A 25,419-nucleotide genomic window follows, 5' to 3' on the forward strand; every position below is an offset into this window, starting at 1 on the left:
GGACATGGCGAGACCGGGGACGAAGGTGCGGAGCTGGGTGGGCGGGTCGAGCTAGGGCGTGTCTTCCAATAGTCGGTTCCAGACGATGCACGCCGAAAGCACCACTGCCGCGCGGTAGGTGATGGCGAGCTTGTCGTAGCGGGTGGCCAGCCCCCGCCATTGCTTGATCAGAGCGAAGGAACGCTCGACAACGTTGCGTTCCCGGTACATCTGGCGGTCCAGCGCAGGTGGACGGCCACCCTTGCTGCCCTTACGTTTGCGGGCGGCGATCTGGTCGCTCTTGAGCGGAATGACCACCTTGATCCCGCGGCGCTGCAGCATCCTGCGGGTGATCCCGGCGGCGTAGGCCTTGTCCGCCAGGACGGCATCGGGTCGGGTCCGTGGTCGCCCCCGACCTCGGCGCGGAACCCGGATGTCGGCCAGTACCTGTTCCAGGACGGCACCGTCGTTGCGTTGCCCACCGGTGATGACGATCGCCAGTGGCCGGCCCTTGCCATCGACCGCGTGGTGGATCTTCGTGGTCAACCCGCCCCGGGACCTGCCAATGCCGTGACCTGCAGGTTCAGCATCGACCAGTGGCAGATTCTTGTAGTTCGATACTGCCCCCTGTGTCCTGCTCGGGCCGTGTCGTGTTTGTCGCGTGCTGGTGGGCGCGGTTGATGGTGGCATCCACCGACACGGTCCAGTCGATCTGACCGGCAGCGTCAGCGTCGGTCAACAACGCCGCGAGCACCCGGTCCCAGGTGCCGTCTCCGGCGTACCGGCGGTGCCGCTTCCACACGGTCTGCCACGGTCCGAACACGTCCCGAGGCAAGTCCCGCCAGGGGATCCCGGCCCGGTACCGGTAGGCGATGCCTTCCACCACCCGCCGGTGCTCACCGAACGGATGACCCCGCCGGCCAACATTTGTCGGCAACAACCGCTCGATCCGTTGCCACTGCTCGTCACTGAAGACGCGGTACCGCGACGAAGGAGAACTCATTCAGTGAGCATCCCGCCACACCTACCCAACTTTTGGGAGACACGCCCTAGTTGCCGTCGGCCGAGACGTCGTACCAGCGGCCGACCACCATGGTCCGGAGCCGGCCGAAGATCCAGAAGATGACGAACCCGAGCACGGCCGCCACGATGATGGCGGCGAACAACTGCGGGCCCTGCAGCCTCGAGGTGTAGTTCGAGATCAGGATCCCGATGCCGGCCTGACCCTGGCGGAAGGAGAAGTCCGCCACGATCGCGCCGACGACCGAGAGCCCGGCGGAGATCCGCATGCCGGCGAAGATGGCCGGCAGGGCGGCCGGGAACTGCAGCTTGAACAGGACCGTCAGGCGATCGGCCTTCTGCAGCTTGAAGAGTTCGAGCTGACCGCGATCGACGGACTGCAGGCCGAACAAGGTATTGGACACCATCGGGAACAGGGCGATCAGCACGCAGACGACCACCCTGGAGAAGAAGCCGAATCCGAACCAGAAGCCCATCAGCGGTACCAGCGCCAGGATCGGGACGCACTGCAGCAGAACGGCATATGGGAACAGCGCCCGCTCCGCCCAGGTGGCCACCGACATCAGGACCCCCCAGCCGACCCCGATCACGATGGCGCAGGCGAGCCCGGTCAACGCGACCTGCGTCGTCAGGCCCAGCGCCTTCAACAGCTCCTGCCGGACATCGGGGTCCAGGAACGCCTGCGTGACGATCTGGTGCGGGGGCGGCAGCAGGAATTGCAGATCGGTGCTCAGTACGACATCGCTGATGTAGTACCAGATGCCGATGATGACGGCGAACACCAGGATCGGGGCGAGCCAGGACGCGACGCTCCTTTTCCTCCTGGACTTCGGCTGGTTCACCTTGGGGGTGCCGCCCTGCGCGAGTTTCCCCCTTGCCGACGCGAGCCTCCCCCTTGCCGACCCGTCCGGCGCCGACTCGGTCTTCTGCAGCCCGGTGACGCTCATGAGTGGCCCGCCCGCAGGGCGTGCGAGACCTGGCCGGCCAGCGCCGCGAACTCGGCGGTGAACCGGATCTCCGGATCTCGCGGCAGATCGAAGGGGACGTCGAAGGTCTCGACGATCCGACCTGGTCGTCCGGACATCACCAGCACCCTGGTGGACAAGTACACCGCTTCGCTGACGGAGTGGGTGATGAACAGAGCGCCGAACCGCTGGGTGGCGAACAGCCGGATCAGTTCGTCGTTCAGTCGCTCCCTGGTGATCTCGTCCAGGGCACCGAACGGCTCGTCGAACAGGAACAGGTCGGGATCCAGGGTCAGCGACCTGGCCAACGACGTCCGCATCCGCATGCCGCCGGAAAGTGTGCGCGGCAGATGGTTCTCGAAACCGCTGAGCCCGACCAGGTCGATGGCCGCCTGCGCGTCGGCGCTGCGTCTCGCCTTCTTCACACCGGCCAGTTCCGACAGCAGTTCCACGTTGCGCCGCACCGTCCGCCACGGCAGGAGGGTCGCGTCCTGGAAGACGTAGCCCACGCGCTCGGCCGAGACGTCCGCGGTACCGCTGCTGATACCGGTCAGGCCCGAGGCGATCCGCAGCAAAGTGCTCTTGCCGCAGCCGGAGGGTCCGACCACCGTGACGAACTCGCCGCGCGAGACGGCCAGATCCACATCGGTCAACGCGACGGTGCCGTTCGGAAACGTCTTGGTGACGCCCGTGAAGTCCAGCAGGTCACCGGGCCCGGCGTCGGCCCCGGCCGCAGCGTCACGCCCGACTCCGGTTGCTGAGGAGCGCATCTCGTCGCCCTGCTCGGGTACCGGCGAAGATCCCGGCGCAGACTCGGAGGTGGACACGGCAGACATGGGGCCTCACCTTCCGCCCGTGGACGGGCCGTCGGCGGGCGACCGAGCCGCCCGGTGGAATCGATGTTGACCTCATCAACATCGCCAAGGTAGATCCGCTACATTTCCAGCAGGTCTCCCGCGGGTTCGCAATTGTTAACACCGATGATCCGTGTTGGCACCCGCGCCCGACGAAAGGACCCACGGAGTGCAGGATGACGCGGGCGACCAGGACGCCAGGCTCGGACAGGAGATCCGGCGGCTGCGCCACCAGCACGGACTGACCCTGGTCAGCCTGGCCGCGCGGACCAGCCTGTCCCACCCGTTCCTGAGCCAGCTCGAGCGCGGCCTCGCCCGGCCGAGCATGGCCAGTCTGGAGCGCATCGCCAGGGCGCTCGGCAGCAGCCAGTCGGAACTGATGGCCAGAGCCGCCGACGACGGTGATCTCGGCGGGGATCGTTCCAGCGGAGGAGCTTTCACCCTCGTCCGGGCCGGGGATGGCACGGTGGTGCAGGCCCAGGGCGGAACGGTCCGGCTGCTGGTGCGAGGGCAGGCGAGGTTCCACCCGATGCTCTACACGGGGACCAACCCCGACTTCGAGGAGTACTACCAGCACCCCGAGGATGAATTCGTCCACGTCATCGCAGGTGCCGTCGAGGTCGACCTCGGCGAGTCCGGACCTGTCGTCCTGGCGCCGGGCGATTCGCTCTACTACCCGGGCGGGACAAGGCACCGCTGGCGGACGCTGGGCGACTCGGGGTACCGGCTGCTCGCCGTCAAGGATCTCCCCGCGCCGGGTGGATGACCTCGCGATGGTGCGGTCAGCAGTCGAATTCAGCTGCTGACCGCACACTCGCGCGGCCGGGGTGCTACACATCGGCGATGCTGACGTTCTCCGGTGCCAGAGCCCTGATGATCGACCAGCAGACCGTCCGGACGGGCGATCTGCACTGCCGCGACGGCCGCGTCGTCGCCCACCCGAGGGCGATCCGTCAGCATGGCGCCGATGATCAGCCCTCGGGCGAAGTCGTGGACGTCTCGGACTGCGTCATCACCCCTGGCCTGGTCAACGCCCACCACCACCTGCTGCAGACCGCGTTCCGCACCCTCCCCGGCACCAGGGACGTCCCGATGGCGACCTGGCTGCCGACGATGGCGGAGGCCTACCGCTCGGTCGGGGTGGACCCGGAACTCGCCGGGGCCGCAGCAGCGGTCGGGATCGCCGAGAGCCTGCTGTGCGGGGTCACCACCGTCGCCGACCATCACCTGACCTGGCCGAGGGGCGTCGGCATCGAAGGACTCACGGACATCGCGGTGGCGATCGCCGGCGCGGCAGGCGTGCTCGGTGCGCGACTGGTGTTCGTCAGGGGAAGTGCCGGTGACGATCCGGAGCAGGCCGCACTCTCGGCGGAAAGCATCGTGCAGCAACTGGTTCCCTCCGGCGGCGGGGTGACGGGCGACGGAATGCTGCAGGTGGCGGTCGGGCCCGCCGGGGTGCACAGCGACGGGCGGGCCACCTTCGATGCACTGGCGCAGGTGGCGGCCCGCCACGGGCTGCGGCGCCGGACCCAGGCCAACGAGGTGGTCGACGTCGTCATCGCGGCGCAGCGCTACGGGCGCCGTCCACTGGACTTGCTCGACGACTGGGGTTGGCTGGCACCGGATGTCACGCTGGCGCACCTGTGCGGCGTGACGCCCGCGGAGATCGGCCTGCTGGCGGAGCGGGGGGTCGGCGCCACCCACGCCCCCGGTTGCGATCTGCCGATGGGTTGGGGCGTGGCGCCGGTGGCCGCGTTGCTGGAGGCCGGGGTGACGGTCGGGCTCGGTACCAGTGGTGGAGGCAGCAACGACGCGTCGCATCTGCTGGCCGACGCCCGGTTGGCCCTGCAGATCGCTCCGGCGGCCGGCCGTCCACTGGCCGCCCTCGAAGTGCTCGGTGCGGCCACCGCGGGGTCGGCCACCGGGCTCGGCCGGCACGAGCTGGGGCACCTGGGGGTCGGAGCGGCGGCTGATCTCTGCGTGTGGGATGTCGGCGGCGTGGCCGACGCCGGCGTCGCCGACCCGGTCGCGGGCCTGCTCTGGGCGGCGCCGGGCCGACGCCCGAGACATGTGGTGGTGGGCGGGAAATGGGTGGTCCGCGACGGCGCCCTGGTGCGGGGGGACGAACACGACATCGCCCGACGCCTGACCCGGTTGCTGGCCCGGCGGAGCGCGGTCTGAGATCAGGAGCGCCCTGGGTTCGCCCCCCCTCCGGATCCGGCGGCCTCAGCGCAGCCCCTGACGGAACGAGGCCACCGAGAGCCTGGCCCGCAACCTGCTGCGGCGGCCCAGTCCGTGCAGCAGCTCGGCGATCCGCTCGGAAGCCGACTCCCACTGCTCGCCTGCCTGTTTCTCCTCCAGCACCAGCGGAGAGAATTCGGCGGCGTCGGCCACCCGGGCCATCGATCCGGAGTCGACCGCGAGGGTACCGGCCATCTCCGTTGCGATCTCGCTACGGGTCTGCCCCTTTCCCGGGCGGAAGCCGGCATCGACCGCCACGTCCAGCAGCTCGCGCCACGCCGCCCTGGCCCGTGCCGACGGTGACGGGGCGGCGCGACGGCGCTTGCGGCGCAACGTCTTCAGCCCGAGGATCAGCGCGATCGGCACCGCCGTCAGGAGGGCGGTCGCACCCAGTGCGAGCAGCGACCACACCCACCAGCGGACCGGAGCCGCAGCGGCCGGGGCAGCGACCGGCGAGGGCGGCGAGACGTTCTTCGGCTGCTGGCTCCCGCCGGACTGCACCGTCGCCGAGTCGGCACCGGCGATGGCCGGCGGCGGGCGGTTGTCCGCGACGTGACGGCCGGCCTGGGCCTGCGGTGTCTTGTCGACCGTGGTCCTGGACCGCTGCGGGGTCGGGTCGAACGCCACCCACCCCCACCCCTGGAAGGGAGCCTCGACCCAGGCCGTCATGTCCCGGCCGGTGATGGGCACCGTTCCGGACGCGCCGGCCGCCACCTGGTAGCCGACGGCCACCCGGGCCGGGATGCCGAGAGATCTGGCCAGCACGGCCATCAGGGCGGCGTACTGCTCCTGATCGCCGATCATCGCCGCGCCGGAGACCATGCCCAGCAACCGATCCAGCCCGTGACCGGACGGTGACCGGAGCTGACCGGTCCTCCCGTCACTGAAATATCCCTCCGCCGCAAGACTTTCCGCGATCGCGGTCAGCTGCGCACCGGGCGCGGTCCGGCCGCCGGCGTATTTCGCTGCGGCCACCCGCAGGGCATCCGGGATGGGCGGTGTCGCGGACATCGGCTCCGGAGCCAGCGGTGCCACCGCTAGTTGGGCGGGCGTCGGGAGCGCGGGCACCGTCACCGACTCGCTGACGGAGTCGCCCGATCTCCACCCGTCGGGCAGCAGGCCCGTGGAAGCCGTGGCCGAATAGCGGAAGCCGTCGGTCAGCTCGCCGGCCCTGGCGCCCCCGAAGGTCACCGAGTCCAGCTCGCCGAGCACCGGCGTGTACGGCCCGGTGTTGCCGGCGAACTGCACCTGCAACGAGCGCGCCGCGCCGGCCGGGACCGTCCCGGCGTCCTGCGCGGACCGCCGGTCGACCTGCGCGCCGACCCGTGCGAACGGGCCCTCATCCGCAGTGGCACTGAAGATCTGGCCGTCGTAGGCGTCCAGGGAGGCCAGTCGCAGTCGATCACCGGGGCGTACGCCCGTGACCCGGAAGGCGATCGTGGTGAAGTCGTCCGCGACCGCGGCCCTGAACCCGGTCAGCGGACTCGGCAGCGAACGCGGGTCGACCGGGACCGCCAGGCCGGTGCGCAGGGCGAGCCGATCCTGGCGATGGCCGACGGCGCCACCACCCGAGCCTCCCACGGAGGCCGCCACCAGGCCGCCGCAGATCAGCAGCACCCCGGCCATCGCCGGCCGCCGCCACCGTGCGGACGCCGGGCCGATCACCTTGACCCTGGAGGCTCGCCGCACACTCAGCCAGCCGAGCCCGACGACCAGGCTCACACCCGCCAGGACCGCGACCGCGGTGTCCGCCCCGGCGCGCTGCCCGAGGAGAGCGACCCCGAGGAAGGCCAGGGCGACCGGGAGCAGCGCCAGTGAGTGGCGACGCCCGGACGCGAGCAGTCCCGCGGCCGTCATGGCTATCGCCCCGATCAGCAGCGGCGGCACCAGCAGGTCGCCGGTCCCGCCGATCGGGGTGGCCACCGTGAGCATGTCCCGCCAGCCGGTGACGCAGCCGCGCAGCAACCGCGAGACCGTCGAGGCCGACACCCAGGCGCCGCCGTCGCCGACACCGACACCGGCGGCGACGGGTCCCAGCAGGACCAGTACGAGTGCGGCCGCCGGCACCGCGACCGGCGACGGCACCCGGAACGCATCGGCGGCGAGCAGGACGAGTGCCACGAGTAGCGCACCGGCCGCCATCGCCCGGAGCGGGGCGTACCCCCCGTACACCGGGACCAACTGGAACGCCGGCACGACGACGAGCAGGAACAGCACTGCGAGATCCGCCGCGCGCCTGAGGTGGTCGCCCCGCACCGTCACGGGCGCGCCTGGCGGAGGGCGATCGGAAGGGCGTCGAGTTCGGGCACCGTCACGGTGTTCCGGGCCAGCCAGCCACCGGGCCGATCGGAGGCGGGCACCCGTACGCGGACGCCGAACACCGACGACCCGGGCGGCCTCGTGTCGTAGGCGGCCCTGACCTGTGCCGCCGGGATCGCCGAGCCGAAGATCGGGATCATCAACGACAGGTTTGCGTGCCGGCGGGCGGCCGTCCTGGCACTCGGGGCCAGCGCCCCCGCACCGGGCGTCGGCAGCAACCCCGCGTACCGGTCCAGCACGGCGGGCACGTCGACCCCGGCGATGTCGCCGGCCGGGACGCAGCAGGCGACCTGACGCCCGGCCCGGATCAGATCGCCGTTGATGGAGGCGGCACAGCTGACCGCCAGTTCGAACTCCTCGTCGTCGAAGTAGTCCAGGGGGTCGGTGGACAGGACGATGGTCACCATCGACCGCCGCGTCTCCAGGAACTCCCTGACCAGCAGCGTCCCGGTCCGGGCCGTCTTCTTCCAGTGGATGTGCCGCCGGTCGTCCCCCGGCACGTACTCGCGTAGCGAATGGAACGAGAGATCGCTGGCGGTCCGCAGTGTCGACTCCTCACCTTCGAGATCCCGGACGAAGCCGGTCAGCGCCGACGACGATCGCACGGTTCGCGGATGGACGTAGACCTTCTCGGCCAGCGGCCAGTCGACCACCCGCCGGATCAGGCCGAGCGCATCGCCCCGAATCGCGCGGACCGGCCCGATGTGCAGCACCGCCCGGTGGTCGGTGGGCACCGGCAGGAGGACGTCCTGTGCGGCGCCACCGGGCAGGGACGAGATGGTGACGGCGAACGTCTGCTCCGAGACCATCAACTCCATCGCGGCGGGCAGCAACCGACGGCGGGAGGTGTTCTGGACCATGATCCCGACGCGGCCGGGTTCACCGACCACCAGTCGACGGTCCGACACGCGCAACTGCAGGGCGTACGCGAAGCGCCCCAACGACATCAGCACCGCAACCAGGAAGATGAGCCCGAGCCCGACACCGATGCCGGTCCACTCGGCCCAGCCGGTCGTCAGGCCGACGGCCACGGCCACCGCGGCGGTGTCGACCACACCCCAACCCAGTGGCGTGACGACGTCAAGAGCGCTGCGCCGGCCGCCGCCGTCGACCCCCATCCGGGGGGCGTCGGCCACCGCCTCCTGCGAACGGCCGGACTGATCCCCGCCTTCGCGACCCGGCCCACCCCGCCGGCGCGGGAGGCCCAGGCGACCTCCGCTCCCATGACGGGTGCTGCTCCCGTGACGACTGCTGCGATGACGACTGCCCTGCTGACGACTGGGCTGCTGACGACGTCGGGCACCCATCAGAGATCGGTCCGCGGCGGCGGGACCTCGAGCAGCACCAGGGTGATGACGTCGTCGGGTGTGACACCGTTGAACTCGGCCTCGCCGTGCAGCGCGATCCGGTGGGTGAGCACCGGACGCGCGAGAAACTTGACGTCGTCGGGGATCACGTAGTTGCGACCCAGCGACGCGGCTCTGGTCTTGGCGGTGCGGAGCAGGGCGATGGCACCGCGCTGGGACACCCCGAGCACCACATCGGCCACCGACCGGGTGGCCTCCACCAGTGAGGTGATGTAGCGCAGCACGGCCGGATCGACGTAGACCCTGGCGGCGTCGGCGGTCATCCCGGTGATCATGGCCGCACTGGTCAGTGGACCGAGGACGAGCCGACTGGACCTGGTCCCGACCCCGGCGAGGATGGCCAGTGCGGCGTCGGTGGGCGGATGACCGAGCCCGGTGCGCATCAGGAACCGGTCGAGTTGGGCCTCGGGCAGCCGATAGGTGCCCGCCTGCTCGATCGGGTTCTGGGTTCCGATCACCATGAACGGCTCACCCACCTCCCTGGTGATCCCGTCGACGGTGACGGCGGACTCCTCCATCACCTCCAGCAGCGCCGACTGGGTCTTCGGCGACGCGCGGTTGATCTCGTCGGCCAGCACGATCGACGCGAAGATCGGGCCGGGGTGAAACTCGAAGCCGCCCTTGGCCTGGTCGTAGATGGTCACACCGGTGAGGTCGGACGGCAGTAGATCAGGGGTGAACTGGATGCGCGAGCTGGTCACCGAGATACTGGCGGCCAGGGCCTTGGCCAGCGTCGTCTTGCCGGTACCGGGGACATCCTCCAGCAGCAGATGCCCCTCGGAGAGCAGCGTGAGGAAGGCGAGACGGATCGCCTCCGCCTTGCCGACCACCACCTGCCCGACGTGCGCGACCAGCAGTTCGAAGTGGTCGCGGAAGGCACCGGCCTCTTCGATGGTGAGAATGGGGGCCACCACTGCGGTCACGGTCGGTTCCTCCTGCTGGACAGCACTTCCGGGCGGGTGGGCGACGGTCGGGTGGGTGGCAGGCGGGTGGGTGGCAGGCGGATGGGTGGCTGGCGGATGGGCCGCGGACATCTCGGGGATCAGCATCCCGGAGCCCCGTTGCCGACGAGCGACGGCACCCGGAACCACCGGCGCTCGACGTCCTGGTACCACCGTGAGTCCGTCAGCACCGGCGGCGGGGTCGTGGTCGTCGTCGGCGGGTCGGTCGACGGGGTCGTGGTCGGCGGGTCGGTCGGCGGGGTCGTGGTCGGGGGGGTCGTGGTCGGCGGGGTCGTGGTCGGCGGGGGTGACACCCCGGGCGGTTGCTGCGGGTAGCTCGTGGCCGCGACGCAGCTGAGAACCATGACCGTGACGCCGTTCTGGAGCCATGTCGCGGTCCCACTGCAGGCCGCTTCGTCCAGCCAGTCGCCGCCGTACGGGCCCTTCCCGGCGCAGGTTCCGGTCATCGGCGGCGGCCCGATCACCTGGTACGCGGAGGCGGTGGGCGTCGTGTAGGTCCGCTGGTCGGCGCTCGCGCACTGGCCGGGCCCGGTCAGGCACTCCGTGGCATCGATCACCAGGGTGGCACCGGTACCGACGTCCTTCGTCCACGTCCGGGAGGCAGCGTCGACGGAAGCCTGCAGGACGCCGTCGACCTTGATCGTCACGACCTGGCTCGCCACGGCCCGACCGGCGGGGTCCGGCCAGGTCCAGGTGACGGTGACGGTGGTGACCGGCGTCCCGGCGGTGACCTCTCCGATGGTCGGCCTGGCCAGCGGCCCGACCGGCGTCGTCGAGGCCGGCGGTGACGCCGGTGAGCAGGTGAGGACGACCGGGCCGGACTCGGTGTTGCAGACGCGGATCGTGACCGAGTAGGACTGGCGGTCGGTCAACCCCGAGATCACCGCGGTGTGGCCGCTTCCGGTGGCGACCCAGCCGCCGGTGCCGCCGATCTGGTACTCGTAGTGGCCCAGGCCACTACCGGGGGTGAGGCCTCCGGACCAGGCCATGCCGATGGTCGTGTCGCCGGGCGTCAGGATGGGCGCGCCGGGGGCGGTGGGTCTGATCCACGGGTTCACGGTGGCGGCGGGGGTGGCGGCCGAGGGCGGGCCGGGCCCCCGACCGTTGCGGGCCACTACCGTGAAGGCCACCGTTGCGGTGCCCCGCACCGTGCGGGTCTCCGGGCTGGTCGCGTCCGGGTCGACCACGGCACCGTTCTGCAGGAGCTGGTACCCGGAGATCGCCTCCCCCCCGGTGTCGGTCGGCGGCCGCCAGGTCACCGTCACCGACTGCGTGACCCCGTCGTACCCGTAGGTGGCCGACACCGCCACCGGCGCCTGGGGTGCGCCGGACGGCACGACGGTGGCGCTGAGGTCGGACCACGCACTGCCGGAGAAGGCGTTGACCGCCTCCACCTGGAACGCGAAGGCCTGGTGGGAGGGCAGGTCCGACAGCGTCAGGGGGGAGGACACGTCGGGATAGGTCTGCACCACCACGCCGTCGAGGACCCGGCGCAGGGTCATCGAGGTGACCGGGCTGAAGTCTCCGGTCGGGATCTGCCAGTCCAGGAGGACCTGGCCCCGCTGCAGGTAGAGCACCTGGGGCGGCGAGGGCCGGGTAGGGGCCGCGTCCGGAACGATGGGTGCGGACCGCGGCGACGGGCGCGAGTCGCCGACCGCACTGTGGGCCACCACGGCGAACTGGTAGGTGGTGCCGGCGGTCAGGCCGTCGATCCGGCAGCCGGTCCCCGGGCCGGGGCACGCCTGCACGACCCCACCACCGGAAACGGTATAACCGGTGACCACCGAGCCGTGCGAATTCGATGGCGCCCAGATGATCTCGACGCTCCCGGCGGTCAGCGTCCCGGCCACCGCCGCCGGCATGCCGGGGGCGGACGGCACGTCCTGGGTGGTGATCGTGAGCGTCCCGTCGACCGTTCGATCTGGATCCCTGGTGCCGTCGCCCACCTGGAAGGACACCACGATGTCGCCGACGAAGCCGGCGGCGGGGGTCACGCTGATGGTGGAGCCGGTCAGGGTCGGGCCCGAGCGCACACCGGTCGCGCCGGCGGTGACCCGTACCCGTCCGACGGTCAGTCCGAGGCCGATGGGGTCGGAACTACCGACGAGCACGTCGGCACGGACGGCGACACCGGGCCGGGAACTCGTCAGGTGGGCGTCGACGATCACCGGCCGCGGCTTGCGGGACCCGGTGACGCGCACCGTCATCACGGCTGCGCCGGTCCGGCCCTGCCCGTCGACCACCGTCACCGGCACCGAGTACTCCGTCCCGCGGACGGTTCCCTGCCTGACCGAGACGGTCAGCAGCGCGCCGGTGATGGCGACCGTGAGGTCCGACGCGCCGCTCGGGCCCGTCACCGATCCCAGCCGATAGGTCAACGAGGCGGCCTGCGAGGCGTCGAACGTCGTGGTCAGCGGACCGAGGTCGACGCCGGCCGAGCCGCCCACCTCGACCGGCACGTCGGTGCGCTCGAGCTGTGGCGCCGGCACGACCTTCGGCGTGATCTGGACGCCGAACCCGAGCACGGTCGGCGCAGTCCCGCCCGGCGACACGATCGGCACGTACACGACGGCGGCGCCCCCCGCCGTCGACGGACTGACGAAACCGAACGTGCCGGCGGAGAGCCGGGTGGCCGTCCCCTGCGTGGCACCGAGCGGGGAGTCTGCGGCGATCTGCGGGGAACCGGCGGCCACGCTCACGTAGTCTGCGACCGAGACCTGAACGGTGGCACCGGCTTCGACCTGGATCGGTGCCCGACCCGGGATCAGTTCCGGTGGAACCGGCTGCGCGCGTCCGGGCACCACCACGAAAGCGGTCGCCACCCCGCCGTCCGCGTTCCTGGCCCGGTAGGCGATCACCTGACGACGTTCGGCCAGCGTGATCCGCAGCGTCATCGGGGCGGCCATGGTGGCGACCGCGGCCGAGACCGGATCGACCGAGATGTTCAACTGGTCACGGCGTCCGCTGCGGTTCGTGACGTGGGCGGAGACGTCGACCTCGACGGCGGGTGCTGCGCTGCGCAACGCGGACGGCGGGACGAAGACGTCGGTGGCCTCCGGGAGCGGCACCGGCGCGTCCTTGCTCACCGTCAGGCTGATCGCACCCGTGGCACCCAGTCGCTGCGTGTTGATCACGTTGTAGCGCAGGCTGAACCTGGTCGCGACGTTCGGGGCGGTGACCACCAGGCCCTTGTCGTCCTGTACCACCAGGAGCCCGGGTGGAGCGTCGAACGCCGGATTGCCGAGGGTGACCGTCCGGCCCCCGGGATCGACGACGTCCTGCAGCGGATCGATCCGGATGCTCCGTCCCGGGCGCACCGAGGCGGTCAGGTCGGGCGCGATCGGCGGGCCGGCGGCATCGACCGGTGGAACGACCAGCACGGTCGCGGTGCCGACCGCGCTCTTCCCGTAGGGGTCGGTCACCAGATAGCTGATCACGTCCACGCCGGGCTTGGAGAAGGCTTGGTAGGAAAGGGCGTTCGAGCCGAGCAGCGACACGGATCCCAGCGGGGCGACCGGCTGCCGCAGCGAGGAGGTGACCACCCAGTCCCCGTCGGGGTCGATCCCGTCCAGCGGTAGCGCGACGCTGATCGAGCCACCGGCGAACACCCGGGCGACCACCGGAGCGGGAGCACCGGGAGCCCGGTCCTGCGAGGCGTCGGCACCGACCACCGTGATGGTCACGGTGGAACTCGCCTGCACCGGATCAGCCGGTGTACTGCTCGCCGCGACCGCGGTGTAGACGAAGGTGATCGGGGTACTCGGCGCGAGAGCCGGTGCCAGGTAGCGAATCTCGAATCCCGTGGAGAAGACCCGGCCGGGGACGGAGCTCACCGCACCGGCATCGAGCACCGCGGTGACGGCCGAACCATCCTGCGAGTAGGCGTGATCGGCGACCGGGATGGTCACCGCGTCCCCGGCCCGCACGGTCACCGAGATGGGCGTGGCCACCGGCGGCGGTACCTGCCGGATGGCCGGCACCGGCACCACCCTGATCTGCCCGGTCTGGCTGGTCCGTCCGTCATAGAGGCTGTAGGACAGCGAGATCGGGCCGTCCGGCGGGCGGGGTGCCTCGATCTTGACCAGGTGCAGGTCGACCACGGCAGCGGTCAGGCTCACGCCGTCCGGCACCTGCACCTGGCGCACGGCCAGCCCGCGCCCGGCCGGGTCCGAGTCGTTGGCCAGCGGGTCGAGGACCGTCGACCCGCCGGCCGGGAGGTAGGCGACGTCGACCATCGGCACCGGCGTCCCCGCGCTGCTGCCGTCGATGAAGTCGGCACGCAGGATGCCGGTCGTCGAGTGGTCGCCGGTGGCCGCATCGAAGGTGAAGTAGAAGCTGCCGGCGGACGAGGCGGTCACCGAGATCAACCGTCCCCCCGGAGCGAGGGTGGCGGACGCGGCGGAGTCACCGGCCATGGCCGTCAGCTTCCCGATCACCACCGGCCGGGCAGAGGCGGTGGTCAGGGTCCGCGTCGGGTCGATCGAGAGGGTCGACCCGAGGAAACCGGTGGCGTGCACCGGTAACGAGACCGGCGTGCTGGAACCGGCCTCGGCGATGGTCACCGTCATCACCCCGGCGCTCTGCTGGGTCCCGTCCGAGACGATGAACTGGACCTTGCGGTCGGTCCCGGCCCCGGTCCCGGTGCTGCGGTAGGTGATCGACCCGTCGGAACGGTAGGAGGCGGCATCCCCGCCGTCGGTCGAGGCGGACAGGAGATAGAGGTCGTCGCCGGTCGGCGAGTAGTAGTCCTGCAGGACGTTGTAGATCACGGTGGCGCCGGCTTCGACCTCGAGCGCGGGCCGCCGGATCTTGGCGGGTGGCCGTTGCACCGACGGCGGCTCGACCGTCACCAGCACCACGGCTGCGGCGGTCTGGCCCCTGCCGTTGGTGACCTCGTAACGGATCGGCGGCAGCGTCCCGGTCGCTCCCGCGGCGGCGGTCACCTGGATCGCGCCGCCTCCGTCGACGATCGCGACCGTCCCGGACGCGACCGGGAGCGCCGAGACGCGGTCGATCACCACCGAGGTGCAGTCGGTGCCCTGGTCGTTGTCGAGCACGCGCAGCACCGTCGCCCGCTCGGCCCGTACCCCGAAGGCGTCGTCCCTGGCGTGCGGTCTGCCGATCTGCGCCGCCGCGCAACTCGGTGGCGGGGGCGGTGTCCGGTCCGAGACGTCAGGGTTCTGCACACGGTTCTGATCGGTGTTCGCAGACTCCGTCGGAGTGACGTCCAACCAGTTGTCCACCACCCTGAAACCGTCCGCGGCCAGAAAACTCCGCCCCGAGGTGCTGTCGTTCACCGCCACCGCATCACCGTTGGCACCGATCCGCAGGACGGAAGAGGCGGTCGTGCCCGGCAGTGCCTGCGGCGTTCCGGTGGCCCCGGGGCAGGCCCGTACGGCTACCGCCGTTGCGCCGGTCCAGACCGCGTAGGTGCAGCCGCCGGCCTGGATCGGCGGGAGCGCTCCGGTCGAGGCGATCCCGGAAGCGGAGACCTCGGTGACCGTCCCGGTGGCGAGGGCGACCCGCAGCAGAGCCGTCGTGGTGATCAGGTAGATCGCGTCGGAGGCCGGACCCGGGAGCTGCAGCAGCGAGGTCTGCAGTCCAAGGCCGTTCGGCAGGGCCAGTCGTCGATCACCGACCCGCAGATCCGGACCCGATCGGTCCAGGACGACGGGTATCTCCCCGACGGCCGAGATCTGCACGTCGTGGCCGGCCTCATTCGCCTGGCCGGACTGGGCCGGCGCCGGGCGTTGACCCGGCAGGGCGGGCTGCGGGACACTGCGGCCGGGCAGTCGGCCACCCGGCACCGCCTGGGTCGTCAGCGTTCCATCCGCGTGGCCGACGGTGATCGTGGAGCTGCCGGCCGCGGTGGCGAAGACCGTCCCGCTGGTGGAGACCGCAACCGCGGGATCTGCGCCGAGGGTGGCCTGCTGCTTCACCAGGTGGGCATCGACCGACCCGATCGCAACCGTGGAGCCGAACCACAGTCGTCCGTCGGACCGGTCCGCCACCGCGACGGTCCCCGCGCCGATCGCGACCGCCGCGTCGGTCGGGACCGCGACCCTGGCGCCGAGGGTGACCGTCGTCGGGTCGATCAGCTGCAATTCGTGCGCGGACCGGTCCAGCATGGCCGGCGTGCCCAGCGCCGGGTCCTGGATCACCTCGACGGAGCCCTTGACGGTCAACGCGGAGTCCAGTTGGCCCGCGGCCGGGTTGATCCGTCCGACCAGCGACCTGTCGGCGTCGGCGACCCAGATCGACCGGTTCACCGGTACCGGCGGCTGCTGCGGGAATCCCGGCTGGTGGGCGGCCACGACGCCGACGGCGATCAGGCCGAGGACAGACAGGGCCGCCACCGATTGCCCGATCCGGCCGCGGGCAAGACCCGGCGGCCGCGGACCGGACGCGGGCACGGGCCTACGTGGAGTGCCCGCCATGCCCTCACCTCTGTCGATTCTGCCGTCCCGTCAGGCTGCCGCCCGTCCGGCAGGGGCCGGGCGGTTGCGACCCCGCACCCGCGTCCTGCCGCACCGGCAAAATAACTGAATCACATCGGGCATCGGTTGACGACCGTTGATCGGCAATCCGGCGTAAATCTCCGGCCGGACGGTGACTCTGCGCTGATCGTGGTCGTCGGCCTTCACCCGATCGGCGACGCAGGTAGCGTGATGCACCGTGCCCCGCCGATCATCGCTGCTCACCGCCGTTCTCGGCGGGCTGATGGGTGGCGTCGTGCTCCTGGTCGGTTGTACCTCGGGTACCACGCTGGGTTCCTCGGGGACGGTCCGGCTGACGACGCCGACGCACGGGGCCACCGCCGGGAAGCCACCGCCGCCGACCTCCACGTCGGTCACCCCCGTCACCCCGAACGGCCTCGTCACCGGGGCCGGTGTCGACGACACCACGATCTCGCTCGGGCTGCTGACGGACCGCACCGCCGACCGCGGCTTCTCGGCCGGGGTGGCGCTGTGGCAGCAGACCGTCGACAGCACCGGCGGCATCTGTGGCCGGTCCGTCACCCTCGTCCCGAACGCCACCGGTGAGTCACCCGCCACCGGCTACACCAGGATCGCCGGCTCGGTGCTCGGTCTGATCACCATGCCCTCGCAGGCGGATTCGGCGACCCTGAGTGCGATGTCGGGCGCAGATCAGATTCCGACGCTGACGCTGGCCGGCACTTCGTCCAAACTCACCAGGGACGGTCCGGTGGTGATCGGGGCGACCGAGGACATCAAGGCCATCAACGCATTCGCCTACCTGCGCTCGGTCGGCAAGCTGCCGGCCGGCAGCGACGTCGGGGTACTGACCGACTCGTCCCCCGACGCCGCCAATGCCCTCGCCGGCGCCAGGTGGTGGGCGGCCCGCAACGGCGTCTCGATCAACTCGCAGACGGTCGGCTCGGAGGCGCCGTCGGACTGGGGCCAGGTCTCGACGATCCTGGTGATGGCGGCCCCGGCGGTGGTGGAGGCGACGCTGCGGGCCACCGCGTCGAAGGTCGACGTGATCACCAACCTGGACGGGTACGACCCCGCGGTGGTCCTGGCCCCGGCCGGCCGTCTGCTGGTGACCCTCGCCGCCCCGGCCTACGGTTCCGACAACCCCGGCGCCGCAGCCGTGGCGAAGGCGTTCGTCGCCTCCGGGCGGACGGACCCTGGGCCGGATCTGATCTCGGGGTACGGGGTCGGTGCGGCCTGGGGGCGGCTGCTGGGCCAGGCCTGCACCGACCGGGTCCTGACGCACGCGGGGGTCACCGCAGCGATGACGACCGTCGGGCCGGCCTCGGTGGATTCGCTCTTCGGACCGTCCGACCCCGGTCTGGTCGCCGGATCAGCGCTACCCGCCACGCGGGTCTCGTCGCTGGCGCTGGCAGATCCGAGGGCACCGGCCGGTCTGCGCCCGCTCATCTGGCTGCAGACCGCCCCCGGGATCGCCGACTACGTACCCCAACAGCCGTAGCGTCCTGCACAGTGACGGCTATTGCCGTCACTGTGCAGGACGTCCGGCAGGTCTGAGAGCGTCACCGGAACTGCGATCGGCGCGGAACGACTCGACGACGGGGACCAGCGTCAGGAGCGCGACGACGAAGAACGCGATCCGGTAGGGCCCGATCGGACCGGTCAGGTGCACCACGCCGGCCAGCGGTTCACCGGCCCGTACGGCGACGGCCCCGACCGCCACGCCGAATCCGATCGCCACCTGCTGGACCGAGGAGGACAACGTGTTCGCGCCGGGCAGGTCGGCCGGGACCACGTCGGCGAACGCAATGGTGTTGTAGACGGTGAAACCGACGGATCTGGCCATCCCGCCGAAGATCATCACCGCGCCGGTCAGCAGGATCGGGGTGGCCGGGGTGAGCAGGGAGTTCATCACCATGCTGGCCGCAGCGCAGATGCTGGCGGCGACCATCACCGATCGGAATCCGAAACGCATCAACAAGGGCGTGGTGGCCGGTTTGATCGCCAGATTCCCGACGAAGACGAACAGGACCACCGCCCCGGCCTTGACGGGCGACCACCCGAAGCCGTCCTGGAACATCAGAGGCAGCAGGAACGGAACCGCGTTCACCGTCACCCGGAAGATCGCCCCGCCGCGGTGCGAGACCAGGAAGGTCGGCACCCGCAGGATGCGCAGTTGCAACAGTGGATGGGCCGTACGCAGGAGGTGACGAACGGCCGCGATCACGCCGACGATCGACAGCACACCGGCGACCGCGACCGGGATCCATCGCACCACCGCGCTGGCCAAGAGGTCTGACAGCACGACCAGTGCGGCGACCGCCAGGCAGGTGAGTGCCAGTCCGCCCCAATCCAGTCCGGGCGGCCGCTCCTGGGAGGCCGGCGGGATCAGGCGCATCGCCACGACGAAGGCCACCACGCCGAGCGGCACGTTGACCAGGAAGATCCAGTGCCAGCTGAGGTAGGTGGTGAACAGGCCCCCGAGGAGCGGGGCGACGACGGGGGCGGCGAGGGCCGGCCAGGTGAGCAGGGCGACGGCCCTGATGACGTCCTGCTTGGCGGTCCCGCGGAGGACGGCGAGGCGGCCGACCGGGACCATCATCGAGCCGCCGACGCCCTGCAGCACCCGGAACGCGGTCAGCTCGACGACGCTCGTGCTGATCGCGCACAGGATCGACGCGATCGAGAACAGCGCGATGGCGAGGAGGTAGATCCGGCGCACCCCCCAGCGCTGCGTCACCCACCCGCTCAGCGGGATCAGCACGGCCAGCGTCAGCAGGTAGGCGGTGATCGTCACGCCGATGTCGGCGGAGGTGACACCGAGCGATCTGGCCATGCTCGGAGCGGCGGTCGCGACGATGGTGCCGTCCAGCTGCTCCATGAAGTACGTTCCGGCGACGAGCAGGGCGACACTGCGCTGCCGTCGATCCATCACCAGGCGATCATTTCAAACGATTCGACCCGCCGGAACCACGACGCTCCCCGGTCCGAGCCCGACCAATCAGGGCCCGCCCTACAACCTGGCGCTTCGCAAGACCCCGAGCAGCTCTTCGTAGGGCTCGACCAGGTAGACAAGATCACCCGCCTGGAAACGGGTCCCACGGCGCGGCGGGTGCTCCATCACGCCACTGTCGGCCCTGGTCAGCGCGATCACCCTGGTGTTGGCCGACAGTTCGTTCATGGACAGCCATTCCAGTGGGCTGCCCGCCTCGACCGTCAGGCGACTGACCATGAAGGTCTGCTGTGCCACCGAGAACGACCCGAGCACCTCGAGACCGAGCGAGGCGCCGACGAAGTAGGGCGCGGTCAACTCCTCGGTGGACTGGACGTTCTCGAATCCGAAACGGCGGGCGATGGTCCGGCCCAGGGATCGGTCGAACACCCTGGTCACCACCGGGACCGCCCCGGAATCGGCCCAGTCCGCGCTGAACAGATCCCGGACGGCGATGGCCGTCTCGATGTTCACCATGTCGTTGCTCGTCATCACCGCGACCGCCGAGGACTCCGACACGCGGGCGGCGTCGAGGGTCGACCGCAGTGTCGCGTCGCCGAAGATCACCGGCACGCCGAGTTGCTGGGCATCGCCGAGGAATCGGTTGTCCGAGTCGCGTTCCACGACCACGACGTGCTTGCCCGCGCTGACCAGAGCCGCCGCGACCCGCACCCCGAACGAGCCCAGCCCGACGACGACCACGTGCCCGGAGAGCCCGCGCGCCCGACGACGACCGATCGCGTGGTTGAGCCGCCGGCTGACCAGCATGTCGGTGAGGAACGCCATCAGGACGGCCGTGCAGGTGATGCCGGCGCACATCAGGAAGATCGCCCACAGCCGGAGCCACGGCGCCTGGTCCACGAAGCTGAAGTCGCCGTACCCGACGGTGGCCACGGTTTCGGTGCTGAAGTACCACGCGTCGAGCACGCTCATCCTGGGCGATTTGTAACCGATCGACAGCACGATGCTGGAGACGACGACGAGACCGCCGAGCACCGCGACCGCCTTGTAGAGGCCGCGGTCGAAATCGCGCATCACCCCGGACACGGCCTCGACCGCCCGCCGGAGGATCGTCGGACCCGCCCCGGCCGCGGTCACCACCGGACGGTCGAGGTCGACGTCCTGGTGGGCGTAGTCGGCTGCCGTCCCGAGCATCACCGCGATGTCGCCCGGCTGGACCTGGAAGTCGCGGCCAGGGCAGTCGATGACGGTGGCGCCCAGGTTGCCCGCCGCGGGTCGCTGCACCGCGATCGGGGCCAGATCACCGAAGAGACCGCGGAGGGTGGAGGCCCGTTCGATCGGCAGGCGGGCGATCAGGAAGGTCTCCTCCCCGATCTCGATCTCGTGGATGCGCCGGCTCAGACAGGCCTCGACGATGCCGGGCGCGGCCAGTTCGGCCACGTCCAGGACCCCTCCGGGGCCGTTGCCGTCAGCCACCGCTCGTCCGATGGCCTGGTTGCCCAGCTGGGCCACGACGCGTACGTCGTCACGCAGTTCCCATGCCACCAGGGAGATCTCGAGATTGGCGAGCTCGCTGTCGACGACGCAGACGACGGCTCGCGCGCGCTGGATGCCGGCCGCCGTCAGGGTGGCCGCCGAATTCCCCCTCGGCGAGACGGTGTGCACCCCCCAGGCGGCCACCAGGTCCAGCTGGGCCCGGTCGGCGAACTCGGCCAGCACGCTGACCTGCTCGCCGGAGCGGTGCAGCTGCTCGACGATGCGCATGCCGATGCCGCGCAAACCGCAGACGATCACGTGCCCGACGAGTGCGTCCACCCCGGCCGGCACGCTCACCTGCGACTCTGCGAGTTCGGTCACCCCGATAGAGATCGGACATTTCCTACAGGTGTCGCTCAGGATCCCGAATCCCGTCGAGCGGTCCCTTAGAACGGGCAAATCGGGCAACATTTGCCCAAAGATCACCGCTCGATGCGCTCCCCGGGATCGGATGCGGCATGGTGATCAACAACAGCCGCACCAGCCGGTCCGGTGGAGGACGAGCGTCTTCGAGAAGGACCACCATGTCGCAGTACCCAGGCCCGAGCGAAGTTCCACCCCCCGGCCAGCTCGGTCAACCGCCCCAGGGTGAACCCACGTACGGGCAACCCGCGTACGGGCAACCCGCGTACGTACAACCTCCGTACGGACAACCCGCGTACGGACAACCCGCGTACGGACAGCCTGCTGACGGACAGCCCGCGTATGGCCAATCTGCCTACGGGCAACCCGCGTATGGCCAACCTGCTTTCGGGCAACCCGCGCCCCAGTACGGGCAGGCCCCCTACAACCCGGCCGCCTTTCCGCCACCCGGATACCCACCAGCGGGGTATGCACAGCCGGGGTACGGGCAGCCGGCGTACCTGGCGCCGCCCGTCGCGAAGCCGACCGGATGGTTCATCGTCAACTGGCTCTTCTTCTGGCCGACGGCGATCTATTCGCTGGTGTCCCACTGGAACAAGATCGACCCGGCGGCCTACGCCGGTGACCTGGCGACGGCCCAGTTGCATGCGTCCAAGGTCAAGAAGCAGGGAATCATCGCGCTGTGCATCTTCGGCGGCCTCATGGTGTTCTACGTGATCCTGCTCGTGACCGTCCTGAGCGCTCTTCCGGTCGTGGTCAACAGCGTTCCGACTTCCTGACGTTTTGCCCCCACCGAGCACCCGCTGTCGCCACCGAGCACTCGCTGTCCCCACCGAGCACCTCCCCGATCACAACGAACAGGTGCGGCGCGGCGACCGGAGGTGCGGCGCGGCGACAACAGGTGCGGCGCGGCGACAACAGGTGTGGCGTGACGAGAGGGACGCACCCCGGAACGCCGCAAGGGCGGCCCCACCGGAGTGGGACCGCCCTTGCGATCTGGAACAGGTAGCGCAGAGCAGGACTCAGAAGTCCATGTCCCCGCCGCCCGGCATTCCGGCCGGAGCGGAGGACTTCTCCGGCTTGTCCGCGACGACCGCTTCGGTCGTCAGGAACAGGGCGGCGATGGACGCAGCGTTCTGCAGGGCGGACCGGGTGACCTTGGCGGGATCGATGATCCCGGCCGCGATCAGGTCCTTGTACTCGCCGGTGGCCGCATCGAGACCGTGACCGGAAGGCAGGTTGCGTACCTTCTCCGCCACGACTCCGCCTTCGAGACCGGCGTTGATCGCGATCTGCTTGAGCGGGGCCTCGACCGCAACGCGGACGATGTTGGCACCGGTGGCCTCGTCACCGACGAGGTCCAGGGTGGCCAGAGCCTTGGTGGCGGCCTGCAGCAGTCCGACCCCACCGCCCGCGACGATGCCCTCTTCGACGGCGGCCTTGGCGTTGCGCACGGCATCTTCGATGCGGTGCTTGCGCTCCTTCAGCTCGACCTCGGTGGCGGCACCGGCCTTGATGACCGCAACGCCGCCGGCCAGCTTGGCCAACCGCTCCTGCAGCTTCTCGCGGTCGTAGTCCGAGTCGGACTTGTCGATCTCGGCGCGGATCTGGGAGACACGACCGGCGATCTGCTCGGCGTCGCCGCCGCCGTCGACGATGGTGGTCTCGTCCTTGGTGACGACGACCTTGCGGGCGGTGCCGAGCAGGGCGACATCGACCGAGTCGAGCTTGAGCCCGACGTCCTCGGAGATGACCTGGCCACCGGTCAGGATCGCGATGTCCTGCAGCATGGCCTTGCGACGGTCACCGAAGCCAGGAGCCTTGACGGCGACGGACTTGAAGGTGCCGCGGATCTTGTTGACGACCAGGGTCGCGAGGGCTTCGCCGTCGACGTCCTCGGCGATGATCAGCAGCGGCTTGCCGGACTGCATGATCTTCTCGAGGATCGGCAGCAGGTCCTTGACGGCCGAGATCTTGGAGCCGTACAGGAGGATGTAGGGGTCCTCGAGAACGGCTTCCTGACGCTCGGCGTCGGTGGCGAAGTACAGCGAGACGTAGCCCTTGTCGAAGCGCATGCCCTCGGTGAGCTCCAGCTCGAGGCCGAAGGTGTTGCTCTCCTCGACGGTGATGACGCCTTCCTTGCCGACCTTGTCCATGGCCTCGGCGATGAGCTCGCCGATCACGGGGTCAGCGGCAGAGATCGAGGCGGTGGCAGCGATCTGCTCCTTGGTCTCGACCTCCTTGGCGTCGGCCAGCAGCTGGGCCGAGATGGCCTCCACTGCCTTCTCGATGCCGCGCTTCAGACCGAGCGGGTTCGCGCCGGCAGCGACGTTGCGCAGGCCTTCGCGGACGAGCGCCTGGGCCAGAACGGTGGCCGTCGTGGTGCCGTCACCGGCGACGTCGTCGGTCTTCTTGGCAACTTCCTTGACGAGCTCGGCACCGATCTTCTCGTACGGGTCCTCGAGCTCGATTTCCTTGGCGATGGAGACGCCATCATTGGTGATGGTGGGCGCGCCCCACTTCTTCTCCAGGACGACGTTGCGGCCGCGCGGCCCCAAGGTCACCTTCACGGCGTCGGCGAGGATGTTCATCCCGCGCTCGAGCCCGCGACGCGCTTCCTCGTTGAAAGCGATCAGCTTGGACATGAGGTGTAGATCCTCCAGATCGGCCGGCCTCGACCGAGCGCCACAGGGGTGCTCTTCCGGGTCGGTAAGCATTGGCGTGTGGTGGTGGTCGAGACGATGCCCGCGACGGACGCATCCTCGCGGCCCCGGGCCATGGAGACCCAGAGATCGAGGGAATGCTCACCGGTTCGACCTGGCACTCGGTGACCCCGAGTGCCAATTTCATACTGGCACTCTCCGGGGTCGAGTGCAAGCAAGTCCTCGGGACCGACCTGCTCAGGTCGTCACCCGAGCCCTCTGGGTGCCCGCCGGACCGTCAGCCGCTGCTGGTGAACGGGGTCCGGGAGTCCACTGACCGAGCGGAGTCCGGTCGGGAGCACCGAGGGCTGCAGCAGGGTGCGCCTGGTCCCGACGGTCGGGGTCGGCGCCGTGGTCCTGGCCGTCGCGGGCGCGCCCGTCGTTGCCGATGACGACGAACGGCTGACCGCTGGGGCGATCACCGGGGCGCTGGGACCTCCACCGGCGCCGGATCCCCCGGCCACCACGACGATGACTGCGACGGCCACGATCAGCAGAGCGCCGACCAGGACGATCCACGGCCACTTCTTGGCCAGGACGGGTTCGATCCGGTGACTGGCCGGGCGGCGGCCGGTGCTGTCCGGCCCGAAATCCATCGGCCGGACCTGGGTGGGGGGCGGGCCCGGCGGCGGGTAGATCGGCTGCCGGGGGTAGGAGGGCACCGGTTGGTAGGCCGGTTGCTGCACCGTCGGGTGAGCCGGTGACCCGGCGGGGGCGGTAGCGGGAGCCGGCGGGTGGGCCCGGTCCTGGGCGGCGGCCACCTGCGTCCAGGTCGGGTGCGGCGCCGACGGCACCCCGGGAGCGGGAGCGGCAGCGGGAGCGGCAGCAGGGGTGAATGCAGGGGCGCGACCGGCGGCGGGGTCGTCGTCCATAGAGGCGATCGCCCGCCGGGCCGCAGCGAGGAGGTCAGAGCTGCTGGGGTAGCGCAGTTCCGGGTCACCGGCCATCCCGCGCGCGATCACCCGGTCGATGGCCGGGGGCAGGTTGGTCAGCGCCGACAGGGATGGGACCACACCGGAGAGATGCCCGGTGATGACGGCCCGGACGTCCCCGACGAACGGCGCCCGGCCGGCCAGCGCGGTGAACAACATGCACGTCAGGGAGTACTCGTCGGATCGTGGGACCACCTCCTGCCCCCGCAGGTGCTCGGGCGACGCGTGGGTCGGTGAGCCCAGGAAATCGCCGGACGCCGTCTGATGACCGGTCGTGCCGCGCCTGGTCAGGCCGAAGTCGGCGAGGTAGACGTGCTCTTTGCCGACCGATTCGTTCCGGGTGACGAGTACGTTGGCCGGCTTGACATCCAGATGCACCAAGCCCCTTTCGTGCAGCATGTCCAGCGCGGCCCCGACCTGGCCCAGCAGATTCATCACCCGCCGGACCGACATCGGTCCGGCGGCCAGTTCGCGGGCGAGGTCGGTGCCGTCCACGAGTCGCATGGCGATGAACAGGGCACCACCCTGCTCGCCGAAGTCGTAGAGCGGAACCACGTTGACGTGGTCGATGGCCGAGGCGGCCCTGGCCTCCTCGAGGAACCGGGCTCTGAACTCCGGATCGGTGGAGAGATTTTCGCTCATCACCTTGAGCGCCACCGCACGTTGCAGACGTTCGTCGACGGCGCGGTAGACCACGCTCATGCCGCCCCGGCCGATGACCTCGTGCACCACGTAGTGGCCCAGGCGTTGCCCGGTGAGGTCGACCGACAC

Annotated in this window: 15 protein-coding genes; 4 read left to right on the forward strand and 11 right to left on the reverse strand. The window is 70.5% G+C overall.

What is annotated here, in order from left to right:
• Positions 1-51: 51 nt before the first annotated feature.
• The 3 genes from H7F38_RS24880 to H7F38_RS24890 form a co-directional block, all read right to left on the reverse strand.
• Positions 52-982 (reverse strand): IS5 family transposase gene (locus tag H7F38_RS24880; protein WP_187092237.1). Its coding sequence is split into 2 segments (ribosomal slippage): positions 52-606 and positions 608-982, totalling 930 coding nucleotides; the frame shifts between segments, so codons are not numbered across the junction.
• Positions 983-1,028: 46 nt separating this feature from the next.
• Positions 1,029-1,946: an ABC transporter permease gene (locus tag H7F38_RS24885; RefSeq protein ID WP_187092238.1), complete on the reverse strand. Its 918-nt coding sequence runs from the start codon at positions 1,944-1,946 to the stop codon at positions 1,029-1,031.
• On the reverse strand, positions 1,943-2,734 hold the full coding sequence (locus H7F38_RS24890) for an ABC transporter ATP-binding protein (RefSeq protein WP_187094978.1): 792 nt from the start codon (positions 2,732-2,734) through the stop codon (positions 1,943-1,945). Before H7F38_RS24890 ends, H7F38_RS24885 begins: the two co-directional genes overlap by 4 nt.
• A 253-nt stretch (positions 2,735-2,987) precedes the next feature.
• Between H7F38_RS24890 and H7F38_RS24895 the strand changes: the two genes are divergently transcribed.
• Both H7F38_RS24895 and H7F38_RS24900 read left to right on the forward strand, forming a co-directional pair.
• Positions 2,988-3,584, forward strand: a complete 597-nt coding sequence (locus tag H7F38_RS24895) for a helix-turn-helix domain-containing protein (RefSeq protein ID WP_187092239.1) — start codon at positions 2,988-2,990, stop codon at positions 3,582-3,584.
• Positions 3,585-3,661: 77 nt separating this feature from the next.
• Positions 3,662-4,999: an amidohydrolase family protein gene (locus H7F38_RS24900; protein WP_187092240.1), complete on the forward strand. Its 1,338-nt coding sequence runs from the start codon at positions 3,662-3,664 to the stop codon at positions 4,997-4,999.
• A gap of 45 nt (positions 5,000-5,044) precedes the next feature.
• On the opposite strand, the gene H7F38_RS24905 is transcribed toward H7F38_RS24900, so the two are convergent.
• From H7F38_RS24905 to H7F38_RS24920, 4 genes are all read right to left on the reverse strand, one after another.
• Positions 5,045-7,321 (reverse strand): transglutaminase family protein, encoded by a 2,277-nt coding sequence (locus H7F38_RS24905; protein WP_187092241.1) that lies wholly within the window; start codon positions 7,319-7,321, stop codon positions 5,045-5,047.
• Entirely contained in the window at positions 7,318-8,514 is a 1,197-nt protein-coding gene (locus tag H7F38_RS24910; protein WP_187092242.1) for a DUF58 domain-containing protein, read from the reverse strand. Before H7F38_RS24910 ends, H7F38_RS24905 begins: the two co-directional genes overlap by 4 nt.
• Before the next feature lie 170 nt (positions 8,515-8,684).
• Positions 8,685-9,794, reverse strand: a complete 1,110-nt coding sequence (locus tag H7F38_RS24915; RefSeq protein WP_255498178.1) for a MoxR family ATPase — start codon at positions 9,792-9,794, stop codon at positions 8,685-8,687.
• Positions 9,788-16,063 (reverse strand): hypothetical protein, encoded by a 6,276-nt coding sequence (locus H7F38_RS24920; protein ID WP_187094999.1) that lies wholly within the window; start codon positions 16,061-16,063, stop codon positions 9,788-9,790. Before H7F38_RS24920 ends, H7F38_RS24915 begins: the two co-directional genes overlap by 7 nt.
• Positions 16,064-16,382: 319 nt before the next feature.
• On the opposite strand from H7F38_RS24920, the gene H7F38_RS24925 reads away from it, so the two are divergent.
• Positions 16,383-17,663: an ABC transporter substrate-binding protein gene (locus H7F38_RS24925; RefSeq protein ID WP_187092243.1), complete on the forward strand. Its 1,281-nt coding sequence runs from the start codon at positions 16,383-16,385 to the stop codon at positions 17,661-17,663.
• Positions 17,664-17,690: 27 nt separating this feature from the next.
• Here the strand turns inward: H7F38_RS24925 and H7F38_RS24930 are convergent, their stop codons facing one another.
• Positions 17,691-19,094 (reverse strand): MFS transporter, encoded by a 1,404-nt coding sequence (locus tag H7F38_RS24930; RefSeq protein ID WP_187094980.1) that lies wholly within the window; start codon positions 19,092-19,094, stop codon positions 17,691-17,693.
• An 81-nt stretch (positions 19,095-19,175) separates the two neighbouring features.
• A complete protein-coding gene (locus H7F38_RS24935; RefSeq protein WP_222618319.1) occupies positions 19,176-20,972 on the reverse strand; it encodes an NAD-binding protein in 1,797 nt (598 codons plus the stop codon).
• Between the two features lie 203 nt (positions 20,973-21,175).
• On the opposite strand from H7F38_RS24935, the gene H7F38_RS25750 reads away from it, so the two are divergent.
• Positions 21,176-21,793 carry a hypothetical protein gene (locus tag H7F38_RS25750; RefSeq protein ID WP_222618320.1) on the forward strand — a complete coding sequence of 206 codons (618 nt, stop codon included), beginning with the start codon at positions 21,176-21,178 and terminating at the stop codon, positions 21,791-21,793.
• A 243-nt stretch (positions 21,794-22,036) separates the two neighbouring features.
• Here the strand turns inward: H7F38_RS25750 and groL are convergent, their stop codons facing one another.
• Both groL and H7F38_RS24950 read right to left on the reverse strand, forming a co-directional pair.
• Positions 22,037-23,659, reverse strand: coding sequence for a chaperonin GroEL (gene groL / locus H7F38_RS24945; protein WP_187092245.1), 1,623 nt, complete (start codon positions 23,657-23,659; stop codon positions 22,037-22,039).
• A 263-nt stretch (positions 23,660-23,922) separates the two neighbouring features.
• A complete protein-coding gene (locus H7F38_RS24950; RefSeq protein ID WP_187092246.1) occupies positions 23,923-25,419 on the reverse strand; it encodes a serine/threonine-protein kinase in 1,497 nt (498 codons plus the stop codon).

This window comes from Nakamurella sp. PAMC28650 (assembly GCF_014303395.1).
Taxonomy (GTDB): domain Bacteria; phylum Actinomycetota; class Actinomycetes; order Mycobacteriales; family Nakamurellaceae; genus Nakamurella.

What these genes read in the sequence shown, in the direction of transcription:
- H7F38_RS24885 (WP_187092238.1), bottom strand. Translation starts at nt 1,946, where the DNA reads ATGAGCGTCACCGGGCTGCAGAAGACCGAGTCGGCGCCGGACGGGTCG.
- H7F38_RS24890 (WP_187094978.1), bottom strand. Translation starts at nt 2,734, where the DNA reads ATGCGCTCCTCAGCAACCGGAGTCGGGCGTGACGCTGCGGCCGGGGCC.
- H7F38_RS24900 (WP_187092240.1), top strand. Translation starts at nt 3,662, where the DNA reads ATGCTGACGTTCTCCGGTGCCAGAGCCCTGATGATCGACCAGCAGACC.
- H7F38_RS24915 (WP_255498178.1), bottom strand. Translation starts at nt 9,794, where the DNA reads ATGCTGATCCCCGAGATGTCCGCGGCCCATCCGCCAGCCACCCATCCG.
- H7F38_RS24930 (WP_187094980.1), bottom strand. Translation starts at nt 19,094, where the DNA reads ATGGATCGACGGCAGCGCAGTGTCGCCCTGCTCGTCGCCGGAACGTAC.
- H7F38_RS25750 (WP_222618320.1), top strand. Translation starts at nt 21,176, where the DNA reads ATGTCGCAGTACCCAGGCCCGAGCGAAGTTCCACCCCCCGGCCAGCTC.
- groL (WP_187092245.1), bottom strand. Translation starts at nt 23,659, where the DNA reads ATGTCCAAGCTGATCGCTTTCAACGAGGAAGCGCGTCGCGGGCTCGAG.